Genomic DNA, 23476 nt, shown 5'->3' on the forward strand with positions numbered 1-23476 from the left:
ATCAATAGACAAGCAAGCAACAACAAGCATTGGGACAGCCTTCGCCGCCAGTCAGCAATGGTTTTATGTAAAAAAAGAAACTTTATGCTTTTCATCAAACGGAACCTTGCAAGCTATTAATTTTCATCAGTTTGTGCTGAATTCGTCAAACTGGGCTGGATATGTAATTACACTCAAGCACTATCTTTTAAGATAACGCTTACAGGTATGGGAATGGCGAAGCCGCAAGGCGGAAGTCAAAAGTCAAAAGTCAAAAAGTTGTTATTATGGGCTTCTCGTTAATTTTAGATAATTGTGCTATTTACCCTGTGTTGTACTAGGTAGATTAAATTTGTAAATCCAAGACTATAAATTAGGAACCGCCAGAAGATTAGGGTACGGATGTGGGAAATAAAATTCAACTTATAGATAGACTGCGACTCGGTTTCGCGGTGTCGGTGGCTAAAAGTGTGACGTTTATAGTAAAGTCGCTGCGTCTCGGTGCTGCTAGTGTATTACCAGGCTCAATTGCGCGTCGTATTGAACCCCGGTTGTTGGAATTATTGAGTCAGCAAGTCAAAAACGGGGTAATTCTCATTGCTGGTACTAATGGCAAAACTACCACAGCACTGCTGTTATGTACAATTTTAGAACGCCAAGGTTATCGTATCGCCCATAACTCTACAGGCGCAAACCTGGAAAATGGCTTGATGACGGCGTTGATAGAAAATACCAGCTTGCTGGGGACGCTGAATGTTGATTACGCCATTTTGGAAGTAGATGAGAATATTGTCCCAAGAGTTTTAAAGCCTCTCCAGCCGAGAATTATCTTGTGTTTAAATTTATTTCGTGACCAACTGGATAGATATGGGGAAGTAGACAGCATTAGTAAGCGCTGGACAAAGGTGATTTCTACTCTCCCACTGGAAACGGTGGTGATTCCCAATGCTGATGACCCGACTTTATCTTATCTCGGTCAGCAGTTACCGCAAAAGGTATCATTCTTTGGGATGAATGAACCAGAACATTATTTAGAAGCTATTCCTCACGCTGTGGATTCGATTTATTGTCCTAGTTGTGGACATTCTCTTGATTATCAAGGTGTATATTTGTCTCATTTGGGAGATTTTATTTGTCCCCAATGTGGTTTTAGCAAAAGTCAACCGACTTTAGAAAGCAGTGAATGGTCACAAATTTTGGTGGGTTTGTATAACAAATATAATACTTTAGCGGCTGTAACTGCGGCGCAAGAGTTAGGTGTTGATGAAGCGATAATTAGAGATGCAGTTAACAGTTTTCAAGCTGCTTTTGGTCGGGCGGAAGATTTGGTAATTAATCATAAGCGGGTGCGGATTTTATTATCAAAAAATCCTGTGGGGACAAATGAAACTATTCGCGTCGTGACTGAAAGCAGCGATACAACTACATTATTGGTTTTAAACGATCGCACGCCTGATGGTACTGATGTATCATGGATTTGGGATGTGGATACAGAGAAGTTAGTCCAACGGGGAGGAACTTTAGTTGTGAGTGGCGATCGCGTCTATGATATGGCGTTACGTTTGCGGTATAGTGAAAATGGGAGTCAGAGTAACCTCAATTTGATTGTAGAAGAAGATTTGCGTCAAGCGATCGCTACTGCGTTAAAGCATACCCCAGATAATGAAACTCTCCATATTCTGCCTACCTATTCAGCCATGTTAGAAGTGCGCGAAGTTCTCACTGGTAGGAAAATTCTTTAAAAGGATATTGAGAAAGTCCTGGCGATGAGAATATTGCAGTTACACAGACAAAACCCACCTGCGTGGGTTTATATTCTCCCCTCTCCTTACTAAAAAGAGGGATTGGGGTGAGGTTCCTTATACTAAATAACTCGTATTGGGAACTATGGGAAAGAAAGCATATTCATACCAAGCAGTCCAAATAAAACTTCTTATCCATCGTTGATATTTTTCAGGACTGATTTCATAGTTAAATTCTCCCTTAGATATATCAATAGAAGATAAATGAGAATTACAACCGCAACCGTGATGATAGGTAAAACCATATTGAGAAGCGATGCTTTGCACTTTCATTTGCATAGCAAAAACTTTTCCGGCGTGTAACACAGCATCCCAAGAACGCTTGTGTACTATATCTCGTTTATCAAATCGTAAAGCCCGTTCTTCAAATACATGGTTTCGGTAAATTGGGGCTAAATGTACATGATAGAAACTAGCAGGTAATTCATAGCCAAATTCTGCAAAAAGATCCATACCTATCAGTGCTACCTTTACCTCATCTGCATATTCTCTTCCCTGTGATTGCAATTTTTTCAGAACTTGTGCAAAATTAGGATAGCTATCAATTAAAAAGTCCTGTCCGTAAAATTCTAAGGTTTCATAACCTAGTTGTCCAAATAGCTGAGAAAATGCCGATTTCAAATGAGCTAATTCTGGACGTTCATTGAATAAATCTACATCTCCATGCGCTAGTTTATATTGGAATAATTGCGCCATTTCCACATAACTTTGTGGGTTCTCAATTCCTATATTTGCTACTCCGGCGGCAATATCTTGCCATATAGGAGGTAATTCCGCAATAGTAACCGCATTTTCTGAAGCAATTACGGCAATATTAGGAGCTTCAATAACCTGCATACATAATCTCCATTTAGAGTTGTTGGGGAAAATTAATATTTAGTAAAATCAACGTTTTACTAATTTTAGTAGTTTAAAACAAATACAAAATAAATTATATACTTTTTCAGTATGGTGAATATGTTACCAGAAAACTGTTACATAAAATACGAAATCCTCAAAGATGTGAGATAGTGATTCCACAGTTTTAGATGTGGGCAGAGTATAATACTTTAGCCAATGGCACAGTTAGAGATATACACCGGATAATTAGGGACTTCCAAGAAATAAATTATCCAGATAAACTTTAGCGAAGCGCATACCACTCCAGACACAGAGAACACAGAGTTATGAGGGTTTGAGAAAATTTTTTTAGTTGATAAAAATTATTAGTTATGAGTGAGGTTTTATGAGTTCGGAAAATTTAGAATTAATTATTGGTTGGCTATATCCCACTTTGATGAGTACTTATGGCGATCGCGGTAATGTAATTACTATCCAACGTCGCGCCCAGTGGCGGGGGTATAATGTCAAGGTGGTAGCGCTGGATCAAAATGCCACAGATGCTGATATTCAATCTGTAGATATTATAGTGGGTGGTGGCGCACAAGACCGTCAGCAAGAAATTGTCATGCGTGATTTGCAAGGCGCGAAAGCTGATGCTATGCGTGATCAAATTGAAAATGGCACACCGGGAGTTTTTACCTGTGGTTCTCCTCAATTGCTGGGAAAATATTATGAACCTGCTTTGGGACAACGTATTGAAGGTTTAGGTATCCTCGATTTAGTTTCTGTTCATCCTGGTGAAAATACTAAACGCTGTATAGGTAACTTGGTAATTGAAGTTACAGCTTCTCGTCTGTCGCAGGAACTAGCAGAGATGACGGGGAGTAAACCTTATTTAGTCGGGTTTGAAAATCACGGTGGACGCACTAAGTTAGGGAAAGTGGAAGCATTGGGGCGTGTAGTCTATGGTTTGGGTAATAATGGTGAAGATGGGACTGAAGGAGCATTTTATCAGAATGCGATCGCCACTTATTCCCACGGGCCGCTATTACCCAAAAACCCCTTTGTCGCTGACTGGTTAATTCAAACAGCTTTGCGGCTCAAGTATCAAGAAGGTATATTATTATCACCATTGGATGATAGTCTAGCTTTACAAGCCCGGTCAGCAATGCTCAATCGCTTAAAAGTCAGTTTACCAAATCCTGCCACAGCTAAAATAAGCTAGAATGCTAATATAACAAGCATTTTCAGCTTAAAAATATTCCATGCTGGAGACTCTACAAACACGACTTTACGAACTAGAACAATTTGCTAACAGCCTAGTATCTCACCAACTAACGCACCTTAGCTTACTCAGTATTGGGATTATTTTTACCGCCGGCTTACTCACAAGTCTTACCCCTTGTATGCTGTCCATGCTACCAATTACCATTGGTTACATTGGTGGTTATGAAGCCAAAGGCCGCCTCCAAGCAGCCACCCAATCAACATGGTTTGCTTTAGGTTTAGCAACGACTCTAGCAGGGCTGGGAATTATAGCAGCTTTTGTAGGAAAAGTCTATGGTCAAGTGGGAATTGGCTTACCAATTATTGTGAGTATAATTGCCATTCTCATGGGGTTGAACTTGCTAGAAGCCTTACCTCTACAATTTCCTTCCCTGGGTGAAACTAATTGGATTTCCCCAGATTTACCGCCGGGTGTGCGTTCTTATTTCTTGGGGTTAACTTTCGGCTTGGTCGCATCTCCTTGTAGTACCCCGGTTCTAGCCAGTTTACTGGGTTGGGTTGCGAGTACACAAGATTTAATTCTGGGCGCGATTTTGTTACTATCCTATACGGCGGGTTATGTAGCACCCTTGATTTTAGCTGGGACTTTTACGGCTTCTATTAAAAAACTGCTAGAACTACGACGCTGGTCTGGTTGGATTAATCCAGTTAGTGGTGTGCTATTAATCGCATTTGGTGTATTTTCCTTAATTTCTCGATTCCCCTTGGGAAGTTTTTAATAATACTTCAGGACTTACGCAAAAATCCTCTCAAACCCTTGTTCCTCTGTGTTCTCTGCGTCTCTGTGGTTCGTTATTCCGTAATTTGTGCGTAAGTCCTATACTTCCTTAGTGTTATAAGTCCCTAAATTCATCTGTGGAATAAATTTAAAATCTAAAATCCGAAATCTAAAATTCCCAAGTCCCTAGATTCATCTGTGGAATAAATCTAAAATCTAAAATCTAAAATCCAAAATTGTATGACTGTAGAAAATTCAGCGTCCACAGAATTAAATTGGTGGTCAGTACCTGGGCGATTCTTACGCAGAGAGATTTTACCTGTACTGACTAATTTACGACTAGCGATCGCACTCTTATTAATTATCGCTGTTTTTAGCATCAGTGGCACGGTGATTGAGCAAGGTCAGTCACCTGCATATTATCAGTCCAACTACCCCGAAAGTCCAGCATTATTTGGTTTCCTGACTTGGAAGGTAATTCAGGTAATTGGGTTAGACCATGTATATCGCACTTGGTGGTTTCTCGGTTTATTAATTTTATTTGGTACTAGTCTCACAGCTTGTACATTTACTCGTCAGTTACCAGCTTTAAAAACCGCCAGACGCTGGAAATATTACGAAGAACCCCGGAAATTCCAAAAATTAGCCTTGAGTGCAGAACTAGATACCGGTTCCCTCAATTCTTTAAACGAAATTTTACAGAATCGCCGTTATAAAATCTTTCAAGAACCAGAAAAAGACAACATCCTTTATGCGCGTAAGGGAATAATTGGACGTATCGGCCCCATTATTGTCCATGTGGGGATTGTCACTATCCTCCTGGGGGGGATTCTCGGCGCGATGACTGGATTTATGGCTCAAGAAATGATATCTAGTGGTGATACATTTCAGGTAAAAAATATTATAGATGCTGGCCCCTGGGCAAATTTCCAAAACCTCAAAGATTGGTCTGTGCGGGTAAATCGGTTTTGGATTGATTACACTCCCACCGGTGGAATTGACCAATTTTATTCAGATATGTCTGTCTTGGATAAACAGGGAGAAGAAGTTGACCATAAAAAGATTTTCGTTAATCAACCCCTGCGCTATCATGGCGTAACATTCTATCAAACTGATTGGGGAATCTCCGCAGTTCGCATCCAATTTAATAATAGTCCCATCTTTCAGTTACCAATGGCGGCATTAGACACCAACGGTAAAGGACGGATTTGGGGAAGTTGGATACCCACTAAACCCGATTTGAGTGATGGCGTTTCTGTGATTGCCAAAGACTTGCAAGGCATGGTATTAATATATGATTCCACTGGGAAATTAGTAGACACAGTACGTACTGGAATGTCAGCCAAAGTCAATGGCGTAAATCTCAAAATAGTCGATGTTCTGGGAAGCACTGGCTTACAAATCAAATCTGACCCAGGAATCCCCCTAGTTTACACAGGATTCGCCTTATTAATGTTAGGCGCAACTATGAGTTATTTCTCTCACTCCCAAATTTGGGCGTTAAAAACAGGCGATCGCTTGTATATTGGTGGTAAGACTAACCGCGCCCAAGTTGCATTTGAACAGGAAGTTTTAGAGATATTAGATAACCTGAGTGCTGAATCTGGAGTTTAAACGCATACGCCTTTAGGCGTTCCCGCAGGGTAGGTACGCAGAGAAAAAACTTTCTGCGTAGATTTCTATTTCTGATGACGCACTTCTACTACAGTATGCACATTACCACGGGGAGTAAAATCTGCCTTAACTGTGACTTCTAAAGGATCGCAAGCAGCCACAAAATCATCTAAAATTTGATTTGCCGACTCCTCATGAGAAATATAGCGATCGCGGTAACTATTAATATACAGCTTCAAAGCCTTCAATTCCACCACACGCTGATCAGGCATATAGGTAATATAAATCGTCGCAAAATCAGGATAACCCGAAAAAGGACACTTACAAGTAAATTCCGGTAGAGAAATACTCACATCATAACGCCGACCCACACGCGGATTAGGAAAAGTAATTAACTTACCCTCAGTAATCTCACGTTCACCATACTTCATTTCACCAGAAGAACTACTCATCTTTTAAATCCAAAAAAACTCAGCGTACCTTTGCGTTAACCTTAGCGCCCCTCTGCGTTTAAAACCTCTCCTCATTCTTTTCCCAATCAGGACAATGAGCATCATCCCAACCATGAGGATGCATACCACAGACTAACAGATTACCACCATATACCTGACCGTGGTAATGCTGACAACCCATACAAGCCGCATTTTTTTCTAGAGTCGGTTCAACTCCATAAGGAAAACCAGAATCGCCTTCTCCCACCACATCTTCTAGTTCCCAATAGATTTCTAAAGCTGGGTCAGTCAGTTCCTGTAAATACTGGTCAATTTCAGTAGCAATAGAATTTTGTATCTGGTCAGAAAATTCTTCGCTGAGTTCAAAAAACACATCCACCATTTCAGTCATTCCCAGGAAGAAACGTTCTACCTCATCAGCCACGGTTTCGACCATTTCTGCTAAATCTTTTTGCCATTGTTCCATAAACCTAGGCCTTTACCGAATATAAACTTAGGCTTGTAGCACTATACTACATCCTGGGTAATGTCTATGATTAATTTTCTGTATCTAATACTATACCTATATGCGGCTGACTGCACATACACAAGATGAAAATTTGCTTTTTACTGATCCTTTTGCAAGTTTTTTAATTCTTCTTGCAGTTTTAGCACTTGTTCGCGCAAGTTATCAACATTATTATCTGCTGAAGAGTCTTTGACAGATCCCGCTTCATCTTCTTCTAAAATTTCAATGCGCCGGGGTTCAGAAGTCGGTGATTTATCTGGCGTTTCACTGGATTTTGGCGGCTGTTGAGCTTGTTTCATCATATCTTCAACGAAACGGCGGGCTTCTTCTGTATTCATTTCGCCCTTGGCTACCATTTCATCCGCCAGTTTTTGGACTTGCGATCGCAGTTCGCCCAACTTCCCTCCTGCTTTCTCACTTGCGTAAGAAGCTAACCCGACACCGAGGTAAAAAGCTTTTTGAACAATATCTCCAAAACCAGGCATTGCTGCTGACCGCTCCTCAGAAAATAGGGCGACCCGGAGACTACGCCTACTGTAAGCATCCCGTATTGCTGCTACCTTCCGGTTCTGACAAGATTTGGGCGTTACAGCCGCGTAGATCCAGGTCTGATGCCAGTATAACACCAAAAGTCTGTAAGTGTGTGTTACTCCATCACAATTTTCCATTCATAAAGTTGATAAGTTACACAATCGTTCTGCACCAATGGATCAAGCGCTACAATTGCCTCAGCTTCATCCCTAGAAGCGGCCTCAAATATCAACATTCCGCCCCTTTCTCCAGCCCAATAACCTGTTTTAGCTTTGTGTCCTTTGGCAATCAAATCTTCAACATAGGCTTTATGGGCGGGTACGTATTGGTCAAAGGTGGGTTTATCGACTTTACCGGCTTCAATTTTGACAAATAAGGGCATTTATCTGGACACCTCTCAATTTTTAGTAAGTAGGTCAACCTAATTAAACATAAAACCTTGACGCTATAGATCCCCGACTTCTCAAAGAAGTCGGGGATCTGGATATTACGTTTTTTCAGTTTGAGGTACTTAACTATACATATATATTTGTAATATTCTTGAGACTTCGCTGTTCAACATAAACTTAGATGAGCCGTTTTTTTATTGCCCTGCTACCACCACAGTACATCCAGGATTACGCCAACGAAATTAAGCAGCACTTCGCTGATCATTATGCCAGTCGTGGGGCGCAAAATTCACCACCTCATATCACCTTGCAACCTCCTTTTGAATGGTCTGATGCTCATGTTCCACAGCTAGAAGCATCTCTGAAAGAGTTTGCTAGTAGACAACAGCCAATACCAATTATGCTCAATGGTTATGCAGCTTTTCCTCCCCGTGTTATATACATAAATGTCATTAAAAGTCAAGCACTTTTAACTTTGCAAGCTGATTTAATGGGTTATGTTGAGAGTAATTTAGAAATTGTGGATCAAGTATCTCAAACTCGTCCCTTTGCACCCCATATAACTGTGGCGTTTCGGGATTTAACAAAGCAGAATTTTAGGCTTGCTTGGCCGGAATTTGTCCAACGTTCATTAAATTTTGATTTTACTGCTGACAAGTTAACGCTGCTGCTACATGACGGTCAGCGTTGGAATATCAAGTCAAAGTTTGCTTTTTGCTCAAACCTCTAGGAATTCTGGCAGTGATATGCTCGGTAGTGAGTGTGATCGCGTCTTATTTTAATTTGATGAGGAACGGAACCACAAATCATGGCGATGAAGAGTTTTTAGTGGCTGATTTTGGTGAACACGCGATCGCCATTGTGGAAAAGCGGTTAATTCCCGATAAATTTCCCGAATATTACGATGGTAAAAATGGTCGTCTCATTGGTAAAGAAGCCAGACTATATCAAACGTGGAGTATCGCCGGTTTACTAGCCGCTAAACAGTTTATGGATCACCCCGAACAAATAAAACTCATCAGTTTTGCTGAAATTAGCGATAGTTTAGGTTGTAGCCTTTAATATTCCTCACTCCCCACCTTGCTACATTAAAAAACGTGTTTCTCCTGTTGAAAAAATCAATATAATGCTCTTATTATGAGCAGCTACCAATCTTTAAACACATCCGACACCAATAACCGCACAAATCTCAGTGACTGGCGGTTATTTTTACGACTCTTGCCCTATGCCCGTCGCAGTGGACGACTGTTGACACTGGCATTAGTACTACTTGTACCAATCGCATTAGCCAACGCAGTCCAACCACTGCTGATTGGACAGGTGATTTCTCTGATTCGCAATGAACCCAGCACATATCAATTTTTCAAGACTCTTCCCTTGTGGCAAGGGTTAAATATCCTCCAAGTATTAATCTTGATTGCCATTGTGATCAGACTGATACTAACTGGTGTTCAGGGTTATCTACTACAGAAGCTAGGGCAAAAAATTACGGCGGCAATTCGTGAAGATTTATTTCATCATGTGACATCTTTAGCGGTGCGTTTTTTTGACCGCACACCCATAGGTAAATTAATTACTCGATTAACCAGCGATGTGGAAGTTTTGGGAGATGTCTTTTCCACTGGGGCGATTGGCATTGTGTCCAATGTGTTAACCATGCTGGTAATTACTGGTATTATGCTTTCCATTGAGTGGAAACTTGCTTGCTTGCTGCTAGTAATGCTGCTGCCAATTACCTGGTTAATTATTTACTTTCAGCAGCAGTACCGCAAAGCCAATTACAAAGCACGAGAAGAACTTTCTGGCTTAAATTCCCAGTTACAGGAAAATGTAGTGGGGATGAATATCGTGCAGTTATTCCGACGAGAAAGTTTTAATGCTGACTTGTTTCGCCACGCCAACCAACGCTACACCAAGCAAGTGGATCAAACCATTCTTTATGATTCGGCTGTTTCAGCCACTTTGGAATGGATCGGACTAGTAGCGATCGCAGGAGTGCTTTTACTAGGTGGTTCGTTACTTTTAGACCAATCCCTCACCTTCGGGGTTTTAGCTGCATTTATCTTATACGCCCAGCGATTATTTGACCCTTTAAGAGATTTTGCTGAAAAATTCACCGTCATTCAAGCTGGTTTTACGGCAATTGAACGCATTACCGATGTTTTAGATGAACCCATAGAAATCCGCGATCGCATTAATCCTCGTTTTTCTATATTTGATTCCAGTCTCGGCTATATAGACGAGATAGTTCATAGTATGGAGTGCCAAGAATTCGACCCTACGCCAGATTTGGGAGAAATTCGCTTTGAACACGTCTGGTTTGCCTACAAAGACGATGATTATGTGATTAAAGATTTAGACTTCGTGATTCATCCCGGTGAAAAAATAGCTTTAGTCGGTCCCACAGGTGCAGGAAAAAGTTCAGTTATTCGGCTATTATGCCGTCTTTATGAACCCACTAAAGGACGCATTTTAGTAGATGGCGTAGATATTCGGGAGTTACCACAGGCAGACTTACGCCGCTATATGGCCGTAATTTTGCAAGAAGGTTTTTTGTTTGCTGGTGATGTTAAAAGCAATATTACTTTAGGCGACCATTACACCTTGGAAGAAATTCAACAAGCTGCTAGTAAAACCAATGTGGCTGAGTTTATTGAACAATTACCCCAAGGCTACAATACTCAATTGCGGCAACGTGGGACAAATATTTCTAGTGGTCAAAAGCAACTTTTAGCCTTTGCCCGTGCAGCAATTCGCAATCCGCAAATTTTGGTGCTGGATGAAGCCACTGCTAGTTTAGATGTGAGTACAGAAACTTTAATCCAAGAGGCATTAAATCAAGTTTTGGTGAGACGTACTGCTATTATTATCGCACACCGTTTGTCTACAATTCGCAATGTAAATCGCATTTTTGTGTTGAAGCGAGGTGAATTAATTGAAGAAGGCAGTCATGACCAATTGTTACAACAAGGGGGACTATATGCTACTTTACATAATTTGCAAATGTTAGGTTCTTAAACGCAGAGGGGCGCAAAGCTAACGCAAAGTAACGCTGAGGTTTTTTTGAGTAAAGTTTTTATAGTGCTTTGGCTTTACACTCAGCACTTTGCTATCAGGGCTTGTTTTGTTTTGGTAAATAGCAATCCGGTTTTTAACTACTGAAAGTTACAACTTTATTACAGACAAGCCCGATACTCTCTACAGCATATTTGACAAACACGGAATTGTCTTTAGCATGACAAGAACCTTTTATTTCTAGTGTTTTGGTGGTGTCTTTGACGAGTGTTGCTTGGTAAATAGACAGAGAACCACAGGGTTCTTCAAGACTTAACTCGGCTAATATTGTATTATTATCTAAACTTTGCTGAATGATTTTTCCTGCCACTTTGTAATTAAACCAGTTCCATCCGTGGCGCAGCATTAATTCTCTTTCTAATATTTGCACAGCCGTCGGTAGAATTCCCCAGCCTCTATACACTTTTCTCAGGCATTGTATATCACCTGTGCGGGTCAAAATTGAACGAAATGCTTCTTGATTGAGAACACCATAATATCTGCCATCTGGTAAATCTATCGCTGTTGGTGCAAATCGATGTCCACCAAAATGGCTAGATTTCCAAATTCGGACATGATCTAATTCCAAATTATCAATAATAGTACTAGCTTGGAAATAAAACGGATTACCATATCTGGCACAACACTGGTCATGGCTACCGTGGGTACAGACTAAAATATCTCTGGTAATATTTGTCTCTATTTCATGGTCGGGGATTTTGCCCCATAAACATTTTTTTACTACCCCCGCTACTTGTTCAATGTGTGGTAACTTGAACTCATACTTTTGGTATCCATGACTCAACCCTGCTTGTTTTTGATAAATCAAAAGAGTTGTGTAATCTATTTTGTGAGAATAGTTATTAGCAATTAAGAGAAATCTCACGGATAATTTAGCACGGCGGACTTCTTCTACTAAAGCCCGTAAATTATTAGGTACCCATTTAGATTGAAAAGCATCATAAGCCCAGGGTTGAGGACATTCCACTAAAATATATGTTTCGTAATTTGTCGCACTACTTATAATATCTTCTCCTACTTCTCGTGCATGGTCAGAACAAAAAAAAGTATTCATCGAAATTTACTCATTAGTGAATTTTATGGACAGAAGGCTATGGGAAAACGCTAATGTAATTTTGGCTACGAAACTTCAACCCTGAGAAATAAACGAGAATAATCTGCATTTACTAGTGAAAGGCAGGTAGCCACTTTATAACATCATTTTCAATAAACGTCTTTTTGATTAATAAAATCTCCAGATTAGTATTCACTAACTTCAAGAGAGATATTACAGTGCTTTTTAAGTTAGTTTTGTAGTGTTTTTTATCTGTTGGGGCAAACAATTCTAATGGCTGAGGCTGAGTTTGTCTGAATTTAGTTGCATATAAATACATGACTAATCTTAAATTCAGCCAGTCTTGAATCACCAAAAATCCTGGTTTTTGCCGATATATCCCGATAAAAACAGCTTTAATATCCCAATGGTTGTTTAAGGCTGCTATGACACTACTTATTTTTAATATATCAAAAAAGACATTCATATTGCAAAAGATTCTCAATTAATAGCGAAAAAATAAGACATCAAGCTGAAATTAACATAACTTCCGCTAGATGAACTTGATCAGCATAATTCTCGTTTCTAAAGCTGATTTGGCCTTTTCACCTCATCTCAGCCAATGACAGTTAGATCCAAAACGTCCGGCAGCTATGAGGTACATTCTCAAGGCTGAATATGCAAAGGTTTTTGAGACTAATAAATTTACTGTAACTGAATTCAATCCCAAATGCAAGTATTTTTTGATTTTTATCACTTGGGATAATTTTAGTTTTTTCCGCAACTTTAGGCTATTTAACATTCAATTAAAGCTGCATCGTTGATGTAAGTATCGAAAGTCTCAATGATATCTATAGAAATGTGCAAAGTTGAACGTTTTGAACACAATTTCCCATCAGCAGCCCTAAGTGCATACTTGCAAGTTAATTGAGACTAATATCTGAGTTATAGTTGAATTTCCAGCGTAGCAATCTTGGTAATTGCGAAACATTTAAAACATAGTTACCAGTCCATAGCAGAATTTCTAAAATTAACAAATTGCGTACCCACCAGAGTGGACTGGCGGAACCCAATAGTGTCAAACCTTCATACATCTGCCAGATCCGGTAAGGCACATACAAGTAGGGAATCATCACCCAAACTACGCTGTGAAATAGTCTAACTGAGATGCTTTCCGAGAGGATTTGTAATCCTAGTACCACAAAGTACCAAGTAAGTACTGTTAATACAGAAGTGTAGTTCCAGAATACACCCCATAACACCATTACTACTAAAGGTAGTAGTACTCCCAATATTTGTACTGTGCTAAACCAGAGTTGCAAGAATCTCGGTAGCGGTTCGGGAATTCTGTAGGGTTTTGCGTGTTGCCACGTCCAACCCACAACAATAAAAAAAGATGTCACGGAGAGGAAAAACAGCAGATTTTCCCAAAATAAATAGAGATGAATGTTTAAGACAGTCATGGCAGTATTATCTATCTTTTATAGTCTCATGCCATAGGCCTCTAGTGGTATTTTTGGAGATTAACGCCCCAACCAAGTCTTGAGTAAATCCAGAAGACTAGTACCACCCCAAAACACTGCAATTAAAATTGAAATACTCGAAACTGCCCCTATGAGACAGATAACTACACCTCCTAAGCTAATGACACCATCATCTTCGAGCAAACCAAAGCTGGTGACAAAAACTCCTATGGCTGGGAGGGTATTGGTTCCTGGAATCGGAATGATCATCGAAATTCCCATTAAGGCGATCGCTATCCCAATCGTGACTTTACCTGGTAGAGTAGTACAAATATAGGACAAACGCGGCCGAGCGATCGCTTCAATCTTTTGCAACCAAGGATTTCCCGCTTTCAAAAACTTCTGGACTGTTTCCAGTTTAATCGGGTGATTGAGCATTTTTCGAGGTAGCCAGGGAATTTTTGCCCCGAAAATTAGCTGTATAGCCAGCACAAAGATTAAAGCCCCGAAAGGCATCGAGTAACCAGGGGCAGGAACAGGTAAAGCTGAAGGAAGAGACAGAATCACTAGCAAAAACCCAAAAACCCGTTCCTTGGCTAACAGTAAAATCTCTGCTAGAGTTATGTGTTCGGTGCGGTCTTCATCAAAAAAATAGCGTTGTAACTCTTGGGACAGTCTAGCCATAGATTACTGAATCTGAGTCCAATTTAGTCAAAAAATGTGAGTAATTGAATTTTAAGTAGCCAGGCAGGAAAAAACAAACTATAGCGGTTCTCCGTTGAGTGAGATACCAGAACTTCAAGCAGTTAACTTGATTTACGCCCACGGACTAAGCTTGTAACTCCAAATAATCAAGGAAAGTAGAGATTTTACCTTAATCAACTTAGCTTAATTTTTCTCTGCCGACTAGACTTAAAAAATATTATTTTGCAATTGAGTAGGTACAAAAAACAGCAAAATACTAAGTGCTGAGTATAAACAAAGTTGATCCAAATGTATGCAACTAAAATGACCTTTCCTCCCCCTACTCTCAAAACGACGGGATATTTTTTTATTTGGAAGTCTCTGAGTCATTTTTATGACTGGCAACAGCTACCCGGAGATTGCCTTGATGTTTTGCAAGCAAGCGATCGCCAGCATCTTTGTCTAAGCCAGTCCAGTGCATCAGCAATGCTAACTTTACCCACTTCCCACTGCGTTCGAGTAAAAAACCAGCAGCTTCTCGACTTAACCCTGTGAGGTCTTGCAACATCTGCAAAGCGCGATCGCGTAACTTTTGATTTGTTACCGCCACATCTACCATGCGATTACCGTAAACTTTGCCCAGCTTCACCATTACCCCAGTGGAAAGGATATTTAAAGCTAACTTTGTGGCTGTACCAGCTTTTAAACGTGTCGAACCAGCGAGGATTTCTGGGCCAGTTAATAAGCGAACATCCACATCAGCGTCAAAGCGTACCTGTTCTGTGGGGACACAAGCCATAAAAATAGTTTTAGCGCCCCGTTGACGGGCAGCATTTAGCGCTCCGTGGACAAAAGGCGTTGTCCCACCGGCAGTAATCCCCACTACTACATCTAACTGAGTAATGTGTCGTTGAGCGATCGCTGCTTCACCATCTGCGGTACTGTCTTCTAAGTCTTCAGAACTGCGTACCAACGCACCAGCACCACCGGCAATAATGCCCTGTACCAACTCCGGGGGTGTGCAGAAAGTAGGTGGACATTCAGACGCATCTAGCACCCCTAATCTGCCACTTGTTCCCGCCCCAACATAAAATAAACGTCCTCCTTGGCTCAAACGTTCTGCGGCCACATCAATGGCTTGAGCTAACTGGAGTTGCGCCGCCGCTACCGCCGCCACTGCTTTTTCATCTTCACGATTAAACAAACTCACCATCTCAACAGAACTGAGTTGATCTAAATGAAGACTATCAGGATTGACCTGCTCAGTTAAAAGATAGCCCCGTTCCTGCAAATTTGGCATAATTGACATCTTAAATAAATAGCTTTATATCACTTTTCCCCATTCGAGAATCCCCATTCCCCAATGATTTCACAACAAACCTTCAAATTTGCGCCGCATATTTTCTAATTCAGAATCAGACATTTCTGGTGCAGCTGGTGGCACTGGGTCAGATTGGTAGCTATCCTCTTTTTGAGCATCAATTTGCCAGTCAGTATTCTCCAAATTCATTTCAGGGGGTAAAATTAAATCGCTGTTAGCCGGAACAATTTCCCATTCATAGCCAGCACTTTCACAAAATCCCTTAATTTCCTCAGCATCGAGCATTTCCACTGTAGGGGTAGGAAAATCTTGAGCTTCCAGTAACAGGGCAAAGCGGAGAGCGTCATCTTCTGACTCGAACATCAAAATTTTATTGCGTACAGCCCCTGACTGTGATGAGGAAGCATCACCCACCCGAATTGAGTGAATTCCCTCATTTTCTGTGTGAGCATTGAAAATTAGCACAAAAACACGCATTGGTGTAATCATCTGTCCTTTGGTTTTGCGATCTACTTATACTATTAAAGTTTAAGACTGTGCAAAAGCTGAGTAGAAACTAAGTTGCTCTCGTTTTTTGTTGATCGAGCTTTTGATAATTGCATATCCCAAAATCTCAAATAGGTTTGTATCCTGGAATAGATATCACGATCTATAGTTATCAGTCACTGCTAGTAGTCAGCCAGCTACACCCAGTTATAAAAGAAACCATAATGACTAAATCTCCTAATGAAAACCATCATTCCCATTCCTCAGCCCGCAAGCGTTTGTGGTTGCTAGTGTTGAGTCGTGGTGGTATTGCCCTGGGCGGACTGTTGCTAGTGGGAATCACCGGCGGTATTTGGCGATTGTGGAGTTTTGTCCAAAAAGAATTAACGCCCTTAGCCCAAAGCGGGATCACCAACACACTCAACCGTCCGGTAAACTTGGGAGAAGTTACAGGCTTTTCCTTGACAGGTGTAAAATTTGGGGCTTCAACTATCCCCGCAACACCCACAGATCCAGACCGGGCTGTAGTGGATGCTGTAGAAGTGGGTTTTAGTCCGTGGCAATTAATTTTTAATCGTCAACTCAAGCTAGATGTTACCTTAGTCAACCCAGATGTTTACATTGAACAAGATAATCAAGGGCGTTGGATTACGACTAAAATTGCCCCACCAAGTGAATCGACGCTGATTAAAACTGATTTAGACCAACTGCGGTTTCGTAATGGCAAGTTGCTATTAATACCCCAAGCAGGTGATGAAAAAGTCATGTCTACCATCACCCCCGTAACATTTTCACAACTTAATGGCACAGCCCAACTGCTAGAAGAAAACCAGTTAGTTAAGTTTAATGTTAGGGGTGAATCAGATAATGGGGGAAATCTGGCTATTCAAGGAGAGGTAGTTCCTCAAACATTAGCGGCTAAATTACAACTGCGATCGCAAGATTTATTAGCTGCTAAAATTACCAGCATCATTAAATTACCCTTTGACTTACAGGCGGGTACAGTTAATGGCAACGTCCAAATTCAACTCACACCAGAACAGCCCACTCTGTTATTTGGCAATGCTGACTTACAAGGGGTAAACCTGCAAATTCCCAACTTACCCCAAGCTTTTCTCAATACCCAAGGGACAATTCGCTTTCAGGGAACAGAAGTACAGTTAGATAATCTTGTTGGCAGTTACGGCAAAATTCCTCTGGTGGCTACAGGCATTATCGATCCACAGACAGGCTATAAGTTAGCAGGTCGTGTTGATGCAGTCAGTGTGGCTAATACTCAAGCAAGTCTCAATATCAAATTGCCAGTACCCGTAACCGGGGAATTACAAGGGAACTTACAAATGGTTGGTTCCATCACCAAACCCGTTCTTTCAGGAGCAATTGCCACTATTAAAACTGCCCAAATTGATAAAATTGATTTTAAAAATATTACTAGTAACTTTGAATTTGTTCCTCATGCTAATTTAATTAGTTTCAGAGATATTCAGGGACAAGCCGCAGTTGGTGGCGAAATTACAGGTGTTGGTAACATCAACCTGGGAACAAACCCCCAATTAGATTTTAATTTCGCCGCTAAGAATATTCCTGGGGATGCCGTAGCTAAAATTTACGAAACTACACCTCCAATCCAAATTGGTACTGTTTCCGCGACAGCTCAATTAACTGGTGCGGCAAATAACGCCCAAACTGTGGTCAGATGGCAAGCCCCAGAAGCTACCTATCCCGGTACTGGTGAAACCGTTGTTGCCGCAGACCGTAGCCTTACCTTTCGCAATGTGGCGTTGAATGTTGCTGGTGGGATGGTGCGAGGTTCTGGTAGTTTTGCTAACCAGCGTTGGCGAGCTGTCACCCAAGCTTCTGGTGTAGGTTTGACACCTTTTGTAGACCAAAATCAACTGCAAAATATTTCTTTAGCAGGGGCGAAATTCAATGGTCGTGTCATCCTGGAAGGTAGGGCGGAACCATTTCAAATTGCCAACATTAGCACTGAAGGCGCAGGAGTCAATATTGGTGGTGGCACAGTTGCAGTGTCTCGTATCCAGTTCCAAGACCAAAACTTTTCAGCGCAACTGGTGGCTAATAATGTCAGGCTAGGGCGCATCTTAAAGGAATCCCCCCCAGCTTTGGATAATCCCTTGGTAGGTACGTTTCAAATCGCCGGGAATACGCAAAATTTGGAACTTAATACCCTACGCGGCACTGGTGAGGGAAGGCTGAATATAGCAGGTGGAACTGTGACAGCCACGAATATTCAATTAGCTGAGGGTGTATATCAAGCCCAGGTACGAGCCAATAATGTCGCTATACAGCAGTTAGCCACGGTTCCAGCACAATTTCAAGGTGCGTTAACTGGTCAATTTAATGTCACTGGTGCGGTGGAATCCTTCTCTCCAGCCGCTATCCAAGCTAGTGGACAAGGACGGCTTAACCTCCCAGGTGGAAGCATTACAGCCTCTAACATTCGAATAGCTAATGGTCTATATCAAGCCCAAGTTCAAACTAATAATCTCCCTCTGCAACAGTTGGCAGCAGTACCACCACAATTGCGGGGAGGGTTAACCGGTCAATTAAATGTCGCGGGGTCGGTTGAGTCTTTCAGTCCAGAAACTATCCAAGCCAGTGGTCAGGGACGGTTAAATGTGGCTGGGGGAAGCATTACAGCTTCTAACATTCAACTGGCTAATGGTCGCTATCAGGCTGTAGTTGATGCTTCAGGGGTGGAATTAAATCAATTGAATCAGCAGTTACGGGGTGATTTGGGCGGTAATTTGCAGGTGGCTGGGATTTTAGGATCTGCCCAATTAGCTGATGTTCGGGCTGCGGGACAAGTACAATTATCTCAAGGTTTCCCTGGTCTGGAACAACCGTTAATTGCCACACTGACTTGGACTGGTGAAAAGCTGGCTATTCAACAAGCTGTAGCGAATGGTTTAAATGTCAGTGGTGATATATTGACTAATGCCAATGTCGCAGGTATCCCGGAAATTACCCAGCTAAATCTCAACGTCCAAGCTCAGAATTACAATCTACAACAGTTACCAATCAATTTGCCAAATCAGTTTGATGTGGCGGGAAATGTTGATTTTGACGGACAAATTACTGGTAATTTGCCTTTGCCCAATGTCACAGGAAAAATTGGGTTACGAGATTTGGTTGTACAAAATATTACTTTTGAGTCGTTGTTAACTGGAAATATCAAATCTGTGCAGGGACAAGGTTTGAATTTAGATTTGACAGGGAAGACAGATAGGATTGCTTTCAACCTCGATGCTCAAAATCGCCCAGAATCGTTTTTAGTGCGGCGACAAGACGCATTCGCTAGAGGTCAAGCACAAGGAGATGATTTGGCGATTAAAGTGGCTAATTTTCCTTTACAAATTTTAAACTTAACACCACCACCGGATCTGCGTTTAGGTGCTGGGACTGTGGCTGGGCTGTTAACTGGGGATGTACAGGTGAATCAGCAGACATTGGCCGCAAGTGGAAATTTAGCGATCGCTTCTCCAGAAATTGGGAGAATTACAGGCGATCGCTTGGCCGCGCAATTCCGTTACAGTGATGGTAAAACGACGCTCACCAGTAGCGAATTTGTCAAAAACGGTGGCCGTTATGCCTTCGCTGGCAATTTTGGTCAAACTTCCCAAGGAACCCAAATACAGGGGAAATTGAATGTCAATCAGGGTAATATCCAAGATGTGCTAACAGTAGCGCAAATATTTGAATTACAAGATTTTCAACGAGGCACAGCACCGCCCACATACGGCACAGCACAGGATTTAGCAACTCAATCTCGTGGATTACCGACACAGCCCTTATTAACCCAACTCAAACGTTTTTATGAAATTGATGCCCTGTTAGTAGCAAAAGAACAAGAACGGCGCGAATCCAATCCCATCCCCAATTTAGCTGATTTACAAGGGACTTTTAACGGAGAAATTGCTGTCGATACTGCCACAGATAAAGGCTTATCAGTCGGATTTGATTTGAGGGGTCGAGAGTTTACTTGGGGTAAAGAAACAGAAACTAATCGTTTCTATACTGCTAATAACATAGTTGCCCAAGGTCGGTTTGAAAATGGGATTTTACAATTACGACCATTCCGCATTGAGTTAGAAAATAGCCGTCTCGTCTTTGCAGGTAATATTGGCGGTGATGATCAATCTGGTCAGTTGCGGATCAGGAATTTCCCCATATCACTACTAAATAATTTTGTCAACCTACCAGTGGGAATTTCAGGTAATCTCAATGGTACAGCTGCCATAGCCGGTAGTATTGCCAATCCCCAAAGTAGGGGAGAGTTTGAAATTATAGCAGGAACCTTGAACCAGCAGCCAGTTGAGTCAGCGATCGCTAGTTTCAGTTATGCTGATGGGCGCTTCAACTTTGGTAGTACTGTCTCGGTTGTGGAAACGGAACCAGTGAATATTACTGGTAGTATTCCTTATCAGTTACCTTTTGCCACTGTAGCCCCAGAAAACAATCAAATTAATTTGGATATTCAGGTAAAAAATGAGGGATTAGCAATATTCAATCTCTTGACTAATCAGGTGGCCTTTGAACAGGGTGAAGGAGAGGTAGACATTGAAGTGCGCGGAACAACAGAAAAGCCGATAGTAAGTGGTATTGCTAATGTTAATAATGCTACCTTTACTGCCCAAACTTTACCAGAACAAATTAAAAATGTGACAGGAAAAGTGCTGTTTGATTTTGACCGCATTTTAGTAGAAAGCTTAGAAGGTCAGTTTAGCCGAGGTAATGTAATCGCAGCTGGAGAAATTCCCATTTTCAGCAATGGACAAGGGAACCTGGAAAACCCCCTCACCGTTAACGTCAAGGAATTAGCTTTAAATCTCAAAGGCTTGTACCAAGGAGGGGCCAGTGGTAATTTACAAATCACTGGTTCGGCTCTAAATCCAGAAATTAGTGGTCAAGTAAATTTATTTAATGGTCAAGTTTTACTTGCAAATGCAGCTAACCCAGACTCATCTGCTACTACTACTGGTCTGTCATCCTCTAAAGCCAACAAGCAAATTCAACCTGATGGCGGCGATACAAATGTGATGTTTAATAATTTAGATATAGAACTGGGTAAAAATGTAGAAGTCAATAATCCACCAATTATGAGCTTTCGAGCTACAGGGAACCTCAAAGTTAACGGTTCCTTTGCTGAACCCATACCCGATGGTACGATCAGGCTAGAGAAAGGTGGAGTGAATTTGTTTACTACACAGTTTAACCTCGCCCGTGGTTACAAACATACAGCTACCTTTAAAGCCAGCCAACCCCGTGACCCCGAATTAGATGTTCGCTTAGTCGCCAAAGTCCTAGATGTAGTTCAGAGTAGCGATTTCACACGGGCAAGTACTGCTGGGTTAGCAGCCTTAGAAAGTGTGCAAGTTGAAGCAAATGTCCAAGGGTTTGCCAGTCAAATTAATGAGACATTGGAACTAACCAGCAGTCCAGCCCGTTCAGAAACTGAAATTGTGGCTTTGTTGGGGGGTGGCTTTGTAGATGGACAAGGCGGTGGAGATAGCACTTTAGGTCTGATTAACATTGCAGGTTCAGCTGTATTCAGCAACTTTCAGTCAGCCTTTAATCAAATTGGTAGTTCTGTCGGGTTAAGTGAACTGCGGATATTTCCCACAATTGTTTCTAATAATCCCGAAGCAGGAAGGAGTAGTTCTAGTTTAGAATTAGCTGCTGAGGCTGGAATTGACGTTTCTCCCAGATTTTCTATTTCTAGTATTAAAATTCTGACAGCCAATGACCCATTTCAGTGGGGTGTAAATTACCGGATTAATGATGAAATTCGTCTGCGTGCTTCCACAAATTTAGATGATGACAGTCGGGCTGTAGTGGAATTTCAACGGCGATTTTAACCCACATCTTTTTTGTAGGGTGTGTCCTCGCGTAGCATAACGCACCATCCTAAACTTCTGCTGTCACGAACCACAGAGGCGCAGAGGACACAGAGAGAGAAGAAAGAGGAGGAAAAAATTGGTTAACTGAATTGTATTGACCTATTTTTCATCTTGCTTCACCAATTAAACTAAATGCTGCCCAATTTCTAGGATGGGGGTATTGTTTCATGGTTGCTAACATCGTGTTACGCAAGGCTTGGGCTTTATTGGAGTTCTGTTTTAATTGACGATAAAATTCAGTAGTGAATGCAACTGTCTGAGTATTATCTGTTGCCCACTGGGAAATGATCGTAGTAGGAACACCAGCATGAATTAATGCCAATGACAAACCAAGTACACCATTACCTTTGCTACCAATACCAGTTTCACCTGCGCTGAGAAAAGCTAAATTAGCCCGTAAACGCTTTCCTTGGGGTTGAGTGTATAAATTGAGGATTTCTCTAGCTGTAAGTAGTCCGTCACTCTCACCATTACCAGCTAGTGCGATCGCCCCTGGTATACCTTGTCTATTTATATCATTTAAAATACCATAGGTAGCTAGATGAATTGTTTTAGCATTTGGTAATAAAGATACAATTTTAGACTTCGTGGCTTGATTACCAATTAAAGCTGTAGTTTTGAAAAAGTCGGCAATTTCTAAAGCTTCTTGTTCTGCATTTACCAAGGGAGGTAATGGTCTTGGTGTCTCGTTAATTGACCGGGCAATTGTGGGCATGATCGGATTACCCACTACCACAACTTTACTGCCACCAGTGCGGTTACGCTGTTCTTTAGTTAACTGGAGGATGTGAATTGCTGGGATTGTGGTAATTGTATGTTTTTCAATCAAGTATTCGCCATAAATATCAACTAAAGCTGCGAAAGGGATAAACCACAATTCATTTTGAGGAATGAAAATTACCTGCTCTTGAGGATTATTTGGTAACAAGTCGGCAATGGGTTTAATTAATAGTTGATTTAGTTGTAATAGCGGTTTCGCATCTTTTTCTGTGGCTATTTTGGGATTGATTAAACCTAAATTAGCGGGAATATTAGCAATGACTTCTGTAATGGAATTAACGGGATAAATTGTATTTTCTGATTTCGGGTCAATTTGCCGAAATGTAATTTTACCTGTGGGCTGAATTACCCAAACATAAAGTTGATTGTCTGGGAAAATTGCATATTTAACTAAAGTGGCTTGACGCTGCTTCGCAATTGTTTGAATATCGTTGATTGTGGGTGGCTTAACTTGTTCTGGAGCAATTTTTAAATTGTTACCTGCTGATTCAGAATCTAAACGCATTCCCAACAAGTTTAAAAATGCCATGAGACTTGCTTGTTCAGCTATTTCTAAAGCTGCTTCTGGTTTGTCTTGAGAAATCAGGACTTGTTGTAATAGCAGGTATGTA

20 protein-coding genes, 1 other RNA gene and 1 pseudogene are annotated in these 23476 nt (G+C 41.2%); 8 read left to right on the forward strand and 14 right to left on the reverse strand.

Annotated elements, in window-relative coordinates:
• Positions 1-2: 2 nt before the first annotated feature.
• Positions 3-95 (reverse strand): annotated as a pseudogene (locus tag VB654_RS11060) (thioredoxin family protein); the annotation flags it as partial.
• 288 nt (positions 96-383) lie between these two features.
• Between VB654_RS11060 and VB654_RS11065 the strand changes: the two are divergent.
• Positions 384-1721, forward strand: coding sequence for a Mur ligase family protein (locus tag VB654_RS11065; protein WP_323213776.1), 1338 nt, complete (start codon positions 384-386; stop codon positions 1719-1721).
• A gap of 117 nt (positions 1722-1838) precedes the next feature.
• Here VB654_RS11065 and VB654_RS11070 read toward each other — a convergent pair whose 3' ends face one another.
• Positions 1839-2618: a hypothetical protein gene (locus VB654_RS11070; protein WP_323213778.1), complete on the reverse strand. Its 780-nt coding sequence runs from the start codon at positions 2616-2618 to the stop codon at positions 1839-1841.
• Between the two features lie 388 nt (positions 2619-3006).
• On the opposite strand from VB654_RS11070, the gene VB654_RS11075 reads away from it, so the two are divergent.
• The 3 genes from VB654_RS11075 (at position 3007) to VB654_RS11085 (ending at position 6222) form a co-directional block, all read left to right on the forward strand.
• The gene (locus VB654_RS11075) at positions 3007-3828 is read left to right on the forward strand and encodes a type 1 glutamine amidotransferase (RefSeq protein ID WP_323213780.1); all 822 of its coding nucleotides are present in this window, start codon (positions 3007-3009) and stop codon (positions 3826-3828) included.
• Between the two features lie 40 nt (positions 3829-3868).
• Positions 3869-4609, forward strand: a complete 741-nt coding sequence (locus VB654_RS11080) for a cytochrome c biogenesis protein CcdA (RefSeq protein ID WP_323213781.1) — start codon at positions 3869-3871, stop codon at positions 4607-4609.
• A 239-nt stretch (positions 4610-4848) separates the two neighbouring features.
• Positions 4849-6222, forward strand: coding sequence for a cytochrome c biogenesis protein (locus VB654_RS11085; RefSeq protein ID WP_323213782.1), 1374 nt, complete (start codon positions 4849-4851; stop codon positions 6220-6222).
• Between the two features lie 65 nt (positions 6223-6287).
• On the opposite strand, the gene queF is transcribed toward VB654_RS11085, so the two are convergent.
• From queF to VB654_RS11110, 5 genes are all read right to left on the reverse strand, one after another.
• Positions 6288-6674: a preQ(1) synthase gene (gene queF / locus VB654_RS11090; protein WP_323213784.1), complete on the reverse strand. Its 387-nt coding sequence runs from the start codon at positions 6672-6674 to the stop codon at positions 6288-6290.
• Positions 6675-6732: 58 nt separating this feature from the next.
• Positions 6733-7140, reverse strand: a complete 408-nt coding sequence (locus tag VB654_RS11095; RefSeq protein WP_323213785.1) for a hypothetical protein — start codon at positions 7138-7140, stop codon at positions 6733-6735.
• A gap of 140 nt (positions 7141-7280) precedes the next feature.
• Entirely contained in the window at positions 7281-7667 is a 387-nt protein-coding gene (locus VB654_RS11100; RefSeq protein ID WP_323213786.1) for a phasin family protein, read from the reverse strand.
• Positions 7668-7694: 27 nt separating this feature from the next.
• An RNA gene (gene ffs / locus VB654_RS11105) (signal recognition particle sRNA small type) lies at positions 7695-7791 on the reverse strand.
• Positions 7792-7828: 37 nt separating this feature from the next.
• Positions 7829-8095 (reverse strand): YciI family protein, encoded by a 267-nt coding sequence (locus tag VB654_RS11110; protein ID WP_323213787.1) that lies wholly within the window; start codon positions 8093-8095, stop codon positions 7829-7831.
• 188 nt (positions 8096-8283) lie between these two features.
• Here VB654_RS11110 and VB654_RS11115 point away from each other — a divergent pair, with 188 nt between their 5' ends.
• From VB654_RS11115 to VB654_RS11125, 3 genes are all read left to right on the forward strand, one after another.
• The gene (locus VB654_RS11115; protein WP_323213788.1) at positions 8284-8832 is read left to right on the forward strand and encodes a 2'-5' RNA ligase family protein; all 549 of its coding nucleotides are present in this window, start codon (positions 8284-8286) and stop codon (positions 8830-8832) included.
• A gap of 56 nt (positions 8833-8888) precedes the next feature.
• Complete coding sequence (locus VB654_RS11120) at positions 8889-9164, forward strand: glycoside hydrolase 100 family protein (protein WP_416235674.1); 276 nt, start codon at positions 8889-8891, stop codon at positions 9162-9164.
• A 75-nt stretch (positions 9165-9239) separates the two neighbouring features.
• Positions 9240-11120, forward strand: a complete 1881-nt coding sequence (locus VB654_RS11125) for an ABC transporter ATP-binding protein (protein ID WP_323213789.1) — start codon at positions 9240-9242, stop codon at positions 11118-11120.
• 133 nt (positions 11121-11253) lie between these two features.
• Here VB654_RS11125 and VB654_RS11130 read toward each other — a convergent pair whose 3' ends face one another.
• From VB654_RS11130 to VB654_RS11155, 6 genes are all read right to left on the reverse strand, one after another.
• Entirely contained in the window at positions 11254-12231 is a 978-nt protein-coding gene (locus VB654_RS11130; RefSeq protein WP_323213791.1) for a sucrase ferredoxin, read from the reverse strand.
• A 112-nt stretch (positions 12232-12343) separates the two neighbouring features.
• A complete protein-coding gene (locus tag VB654_RS11135; RefSeq protein WP_323213792.1) occupies positions 12344-12697 on the reverse strand; it encodes a hypothetical protein in 354 nt (117 codons plus the stop codon).
• Positions 12698-13133: 436 nt separating this feature from the next.
• On the reverse strand, positions 13134-13673 hold the full coding sequence (locus VB654_RS11140) for a hypothetical protein (protein ID WP_323213794.1): 540 nt from the start codon (positions 13671-13673) through the stop codon (positions 13134-13136).
• Between the two features lie 60 nt (positions 13674-13733).
• Positions 13734-14357: an exopolysaccharide biosynthesis protein gene (locus tag VB654_RS11145; protein ID WP_323213795.1), complete on the reverse strand. Its 624-nt coding sequence runs from the start codon at positions 14355-14357 to the stop codon at positions 13734-13736.
• A gap of 367 nt (positions 14358-14724) precedes the next feature.
• Entirely contained in the window at positions 14725-15657 is a 933-nt protein-coding gene (gene murQ, locus VB654_RS11150) for an N-acetylmuramic acid 6-phosphate etherase (protein WP_323213797.1), read from the reverse strand.
• A gap of 69 nt (positions 15658-15726) precedes the next feature.
• The gene (locus VB654_RS11155; RefSeq protein WP_323213798.1) at positions 15727-16167 is read right to left on the reverse strand and encodes a DUF3110 domain-containing protein; all 441 of its coding nucleotides are present in this window, start codon (positions 16165-16167) and stop codon (positions 15727-15729) included.
• Positions 16168-16388: 221 nt separating this feature from the next.
• On the opposite strand from VB654_RS11155, the gene VB654_RS11160 reads away from it, so the two are divergent.
• A complete protein-coding gene (locus tag VB654_RS11160; RefSeq protein WP_323213800.1) occupies positions 16389-22043 on the forward strand; it encodes a translocation/assembly module TamB domain-containing protein in 5655 nt (1884 codons plus the stop codon).
• A gap of 148 nt (positions 22044-22191) precedes the next feature.
• Here VB654_RS11160 and VB654_RS11165 read toward each other — a convergent pair.
• A partial coding sequence (locus tag VB654_RS11165; RefSeq protein ID WP_323213802.1) for a CHAT domain-containing protein occupies positions 22192-23476 on the reverse strand: 1285 nt, incomplete at its 5' end.

The organism is Nodularia sp. UHCC 0506, from assembly GCF_034931045.1.
Classification (GTDB): Bacteria; Cyanobacteriota; Cyanobacteriia; order Cyanobacteriales; family Nostocaceae; genus Nodularia.